General features: G+C 48.1%; 4 protein-coding genes. All 4 read right to left on the reverse strand.

The genetic code is table 11. The annotated features are described in order from the left end of the window. Positions 1–876 carry a carbohydrate ABC transporter permease gene (locus AB4Z33_RS15160; protein ID WP_442050700.1) on the reverse strand — a complete coding sequence of 292 codons (876 nt, stop codon included), beginning with the start codon at positions 874–876 and terminating at the stop codon, positions 1–3. A gap of 15 nt (positions 877–891) precedes the next feature. Then, positions 892–1800 (reverse strand): ABC transporter permease, encoded by a 909-nt coding sequence (locus AB4Z33_RS15165; protein ID WP_442050705.1) that lies wholly within the window; start codon positions 1798–1800, stop codon positions 892–894. A 221-nt stretch (positions 1801–2021) separates the two neighbouring features. Beyond that, positions 2022–3542 carry an ABC transporter substrate-binding protein gene (locus AB4Z33_RS15170; protein ID WP_442050701.1) on the reverse strand — a complete coding sequence of 507 codons (1521 nt, stop codon included), beginning with the start codon at positions 3540–3542 and terminating at the stop codon, positions 2022–2024. A gap of 188 nt (positions 3543–3730) precedes the next feature. Continuing rightward, on the reverse strand, positions 3731–6007 hold the full coding sequence (locus AB4Z33_RS15175) for an AraC family transcriptional regulator (protein WP_442050702.1): 2277 nt from the start codon (positions 6005–6007) through the stop codon (positions 3731–3733). Positions 6008–6422 lie beyond the last annotated feature (415 nt).

Below are 6422 nucleotides of genomic sequence, written 5' to 3' on the forward strand. Positions count from 1 at the left end.
TTATCCCTTAATGGCTCCGATCGTCATCCCCTTGATAAAATAGCGCTGCAGAAACGGATATAGGAAAATGATCGGCCCAATCGTAATAACAACCGTCGAAAGCTGAACGCCTGTCGCCGAAACGGGAATATTGACATTCGCATTCAAGTAATCCAGATTCTCCGAATTGGAAACGATTCTTCGCAGCATCATCTGCAGCGGATGATTTTGCGGATCGTCGATAAACATCAGCGCGTTAAACCAGTCGTTCCAATAGGAAAGCGCATAGAAAAGGGCAATCGTCGCAATAACCGGCATGGAAACCGGCCAGATGATCCGGAAGAAGATATACAGCTCATGCGCGCCGTCCACGGTTGCCGCCTCATTCAATTCAAAGGGTAGCGTGCGGAAATACGATGTCATCAAGAAAGCGTTGAAGGCGGAGAACAAGAGCGGCAGCAGCAGCGCGAGCAGTGAATCCCGCAGGTTCAGCCAGTTGGAAATGAGCAAATAATAGCCGACCAGACCTGGTGGGAACAGCATCGTGAAATAAATGTAGAAGGAAAGGACATACCGGTATTTCACCTTCGGATGGGCTGCAACATAGGAGAACACGGAGGTCATAAGCACGGCTGCGATAGTGCCGGCAACCGTAACGAAAATGGAAACGTAACTGCTGTAGTACACCTGGCTGCCCTGGAATAAGAAGCGGTAGGAATCAAACGTAAATTCCGTAGGGAACATTTGAAACCCCTTGACAATCTGACTCTCCGCCGTGAACGATCCCATATACATAAGCCAGAAGGGAATAAAGCAAATCAGGGCGAAAGTGCCAATGCACAGATAAGCCGCTGCGGACACGGCGAGCTGCGAAGTATCCCGCTGTGTCATTCTCATACCATCACTCCCTTTCTAGAACAGCTTCGAATCGTTATCGACCCGGCGGACAACCCAATTGAAGAACAAAATGGTGATCAGCCCCATAACCGACTGGAATAAGGCGACTGCCGCGGCATTGCTGTAGCTGTTCATATTCGTGGACCTCAAGGACCGGTACGTATACGTATCGATCACATCCGTAGAATCGAAGAGCAGCGAATTGTCTCCGATGATGCCGTAAATTAAGCCGAAATCGCCGTAAAAGATACGTCCCAGCGAGAGAAGCGTCAGCACGATAATGGTCGGCCTCAGGAGCGGCAACGTAATGTACCAAATCTGCTGCCACCGCTTGGCGCCGTCGATTTTAGCGCTTTCATAATATTCCTCGGAGAACCCGGTCAAAGTTGCAAGATAAATAATCGATCCCCACCCTGCACCCTTCCATACGAATATGATCGTGAGCAGCCAAGGCCAAACTTCCGGCGTTTGAAACCAGGAGATCATCTGAAACCCGAATTCCTTCAGCAAGCGATTAATCATGCCGTCCTGCCCGTTAAAGAAATTCATGACCATCAGATTAACGACGATAATGGAAATAAAATGCGGCAGAATGACAAGCGATTGCGTCACCTTTTTGATAAAGGAATGATGAATTTCATTCAGCAGCAGCGCAATGCATAAGGAGCATACAGTACCCGAAACAATGAACAGAAGATTCAAGTAAATCGTATTCAACGTTACGCCCAGCCAATCCGGACCGGTGAAAAAAAACGTCAGATTGTCGAGGCCCACCCATTCGCTTCCCCAGAGCCCCTTTGCCGGTACAAACTGCTTGAAGGCCAATATATGAGCGGACATCGGCAAATAAGAAAAAATAAAAACATACACAATGACGGGAAGCGACATCGCGTAAAGCCATTTGTTCTTCTTCAGCTCCTGCACAATTGCCAACTCAAGCTCTCCTTTCCATTCTTCTGTACTTGCATATTACGCATGCGCGATGCCGTACGTATAGTCTTGTATTTATCAATAGGTATGAACGATAACACCCTGTGAAGGTTCGATTTCTATCACTCGCGAAAAGTACGGAATTTACCGCTCAGCACGCAATATAGAAAAAAAGCCGGCGGCCTTGCTTCAAGGCCGCCGGCTTCTTGGATTACTTACTTGTTCTTGCCAGCCAGATATTCATCCAGCTGCTTCTGATACTCCGCTTGGACTTTCTTCACATTGTCATAGGCCTTTTCCTTAAACTTGGCCAGACCCTCGCTTGGTTCCACCAGCCCCATCACGATCGGATTATAAAACTCCACGCCCGCATTGCTGAGTTGTGCCACTTCATTGGCTACCGGGCTAGGATTGAAGGTGAAGCCCGTCAGAATATCCGTTGCGAAGTTACTGGGTTCCCTCTGCCACTTATTCAGCGCAATGACATCTTCAGGCAGGCTGGCATCGATTCGATCCAGCTTCGGATTCCAGCCCCATGCGAAAGGAACGCCCGCATAAGGGTTATCTTTGATCGGTTTATAAAGACCTTCGCCCGCATCTTCCCAGTTCTTTCCCTTTATACCGTAGGCAAGCAGATCGTAATTATCCTTCTGGTTCAGCCAATTAAGGAATTGAATCGCGCGTTCTTTGTTCTTACTGACCACCGGAACGGCAATAAAGTTGCCCGCTTTGTAGGTCGAGCTCAGCTTCATGCCGGAGTCGTATAAGGAGAAGGTTTCGGCAGAAGCTCCCGGAACCGATTGTTCAAGCGCCGTGCGGGTATTCAGATTGACGCCGAAATCGAAAAACGTGGAAACAGCCGCCTTTCCTTTGGCAAATTCCGCATTTTTGAGCGTAAGGGCGTCTTTGGCCAAAATTCCGTCCTGATACAGCTTGCGATATTGCTCGAAATTTTTCATAATCATCGGGTCCATGTTATCGATAATATTATAGACCTTTCCGTCGTTCCCCTTGGTGTACAGTCCGGGATAGTTCAATACGGCTGCAAGATTGGCCTCCGGATCAAGCATGTTTGCAAGCCTCAAGCCGATATGTTCCGTACCGTTAGGAATGAACGGAGTGATTTCCGGAACCTTCTCTTTCACCAAATACATAAATTCGATCAACTCGTCATAGCTTTTGATCGGTTCGACACTGAGCTGCTCCCGAATGTCCTTGCGAATGACGAACGTCCATGGGCGTATGAAATTCACTTCAAGCGGAACCGCATACAATTGGCCGTTTACCTTATTGGCTTCCATCAGCTCCGCAGAGCGATTGGCCTTGATATCGGGCCCGTATTTCTCGATCAATTCGTCCAGCGGTTCATAGAGGCCGGCGGCCATATTTTGCACCGGATTATTGTCCCAGATCAGATCGTAGTCTTCCGCGGAGGATAATGCAACTTGACGTTTCTGAAGAACGTCCGTCCATGGGATATACACGACGTTCAGCTTCACATTAAGCGTACCCGCCAGCCGGTTCTCCATCTCCGCCTTGACTTCATCCCAGTCCGCCGGCGGATCGCCGGGGAACATGATCTTCAAGGTAACCGGATTCAATTGGCCTTCCTCGGAAACCTGCGGCGATTCGCCTGTTTCCGAAGGGGCCGGCCCATTCGAACGGCAGCCGGCCAATATTACTGTCAGGATTAGCGATACGACCATTAACAAGAACCCGCTTCTTCTTAACTTCATGGCTTAACCCCTCCTGCTTGATGATCATCCGGGCGGCGGCCGCAACGATTTCCGTCTATCCGCGCATCCCGCTTCTGTCTGATCATACTCGGGTTGTTCTGCTTCCGTACAGTCCGGTATCTACCAATGGGTACGAAAGTCGGTAAAGGGCAAGTATCCATTTTCCAACAACTGTGAGGTACGGATTTCTACGCCTTGCCTTGCGTATTTTCAGTACGGTATTGGTTCGGCGTCATTCCGGTTGCCCGTTTGAACAGGGAATAGAAGGTGCTCTTAGTCTGAAAACCGGACTGTTCCGTTATGTCGGCTACCGTCCAATCGGTCGTTGTAAGCAGCTTGATCGCGTACTCGATCCGTTCATTTGTAATATAGTCGGATAATGAGCACTCCAAACGCTCTTTGAAGATTTGCCGGGCATAGTTTACGGATATGGACACATGAGTGGCAATGTCGTCCACCGAAAGCATCGGATTGTGAAGATGGCTGCGCACATATTCGATCATTTCGGCGGCTACCTCGTCCTTTCGGCTCGAAGGATTTTTCTTGCGGTGCTGGTCCATGATCTGCTGCAGCTCCCCGTACAGCCACGAGTTCACTTCTCCAATGGTTGCGAATTGCTCCAGGAAAGTATGGATGCTCTTCATTCCTTGGAACGTCTTATAGTTTTTGAAGCTTTTCATAATCGAATAAATAATATGAGTCAGCTGCATCTTGCATTCCTCGTAGCTTAGCGCCTGCATTTGTAAGGTAAGTTCATCCAAGCAACTCTTGAGAGCCTTATCGTTCTTAAGGTGAACGGAATAAATCACCTGCTTCAGCAAGTCTTCATCCAGCTTGCTGTCTTTGCCCAGCTGATACCGCTCCAGATCTTCGGAGGTGAATACCCGATCCTCGTTATAAATGAATCCGATCAAAGTGAGTTCGTACATCCGGGTATAAACGGTGTGCACATTGTCTTCCATATGAAGCGCGGAGCTGACAGCCGCATGCAATTCCAGCTTCAGCCACCGCCTGATCTGAGCTCTTACCTCCTCCATCGCTGCGATGACCGGCGCCGTATCTTCCCCCGAAGAGGGCGAAGAAATAAGCGCCACGAGGTGATCCGAGCTGAAATCGACCGTTTCAGCGGCAAACCCATGATTCGCAAGCACTTCGACCATAATATTGCCCAGTGCATAGCGGAGCAATTTTCGCGATGCGAAATCGTAACATTCCTTGAACCGACCATATGACTCCAGCCGTACGACCGCCATGCGGAAAGAGCCCGTCTGGAGGATTTTCGTTTCACTTCTAATAAACGCTTCGACGGGTCCGGAAGCTTTCGAATTGAGAATCCATTGACGCAAGAAATCCTCCTTCACCAAAGCTTTGCTGCTCTTGATCGACAAGTCCAATTGCTCGATCTGCTCGACCAGCAGATGGAAGCCGGAATGAATCCACTCAATCTCATTATTGGCATTGGCTGTCTGCGCCATCGGATGTTTCTTGCCGAGCTTGCTTTGCAATTGAAAGGCCAAATCGCTAATGGGCTTCAAGCTGCGGTAGGATTGCCAGAACAAGAACAACAGCAAAGCGATCAGCAGAATGATCGAGGATCCGATAATTTCCATCCGGATCTTGGTTATTTTCGCTTGCCACAGAGAGATCGGCGACAAATGATAAACCTTCCATCCTTCTATAGGAAGCTGGGCCGTCTGAATAGACCAGGTTTCATTGCCGGACTCCCATTTCCAGCCCTGTTCTGCCGCCTCCGGCGTATCCGTCCCCATGAGATCTTCCGTCAACGCGGCATTCGTATTGCCCAGAATGAACTCCTTATTTTTGCCTTCAATAAAAACTTTGTTCTGATCTTCCTCCGATATTTGCAGCATGTGCTCATTCAGCAGCGGCTTGCTGAACAGAATCGCCACGAATCCATAATAGTTCTGATTAGGCCCGGCTGCCGGCACGACAAGCGCTAGATGCGATTCGCCCTCCACCTCATGGTTGACAAACTGCAGATACGGCGTTTTCTGACTCTTAATGTAATTCAGCATCGCCTGATCATAGAAATCTTGTATTGTATAAATACTTGAGTCTGAAGTATAGATTTCGCCGAGATTGAGGTTAACTAAATAAATATCGTCTATGAAAGGCTCGCTGCTCCTAAACTCCCTTACGCTTTCGGCCGCTTTATTTAACGCCAGGGGGGAATAATCATTTTCATCCATGTTGACCCACATTGCGATATTTTCATCCGAATAAATTCTGAGTGTAAATTGACGCAGCTTCTGCAAAGTAAATTCCGAGGTTTTCACAACCTGGTGCATTTTCTCTTGGTTCGACTTATTGATTTCATCCATTGCGCTTTGAGCGAACTGCCGGCTCAGGAACATGGTGAACACCAGGGTCAGCAAGCTTACTGCTAGGCAAGAGTATAGAAAAATGCTGAAATATGTCTTCTTCGGCTTGATCCGGCTCCACATTGGCATCCCCCCTGCTATTCGCGTTAGAGCAGTACTCCCAACTTGTCCAGTATGAAATTTATTATAGAAGTCCGGATTTTATTACATGTAACCTAATTGGTGACCAATCAACGAACAAACTCTAGCGGACACAGATGACCTTTATTGGATAAAAATAGCCTCTTTTCATTTCTAACGGACAGAGATGACGCTAAGATCGCTAATTTATGCATATAAAGCCTCTCCTTTTAGAATAAGGGTCACTTTTGTCCGTAAAATGATCAAACAAGCAATTTTGGGACAGTTAGCGACGTTTAGGTCCGTTACACTTACATGCGTCATCGCTGTTTGTTAATTGGTCAGCCGTAGAAAAAAAAGGGTACGCAGAACTCAGAAATCGCCATAGAGGATCACAGCGTACGCTGTGATCCTCTAT

The organism is Paenibacillus sp. 2TAB19, assembly GCF_052115185.1.
Taxonomy (GTDB): domain Bacteria; phylum Bacillota; class Bacilli; order Paenibacillales; family Paenibacillaceae; genus Pristimantibacillus.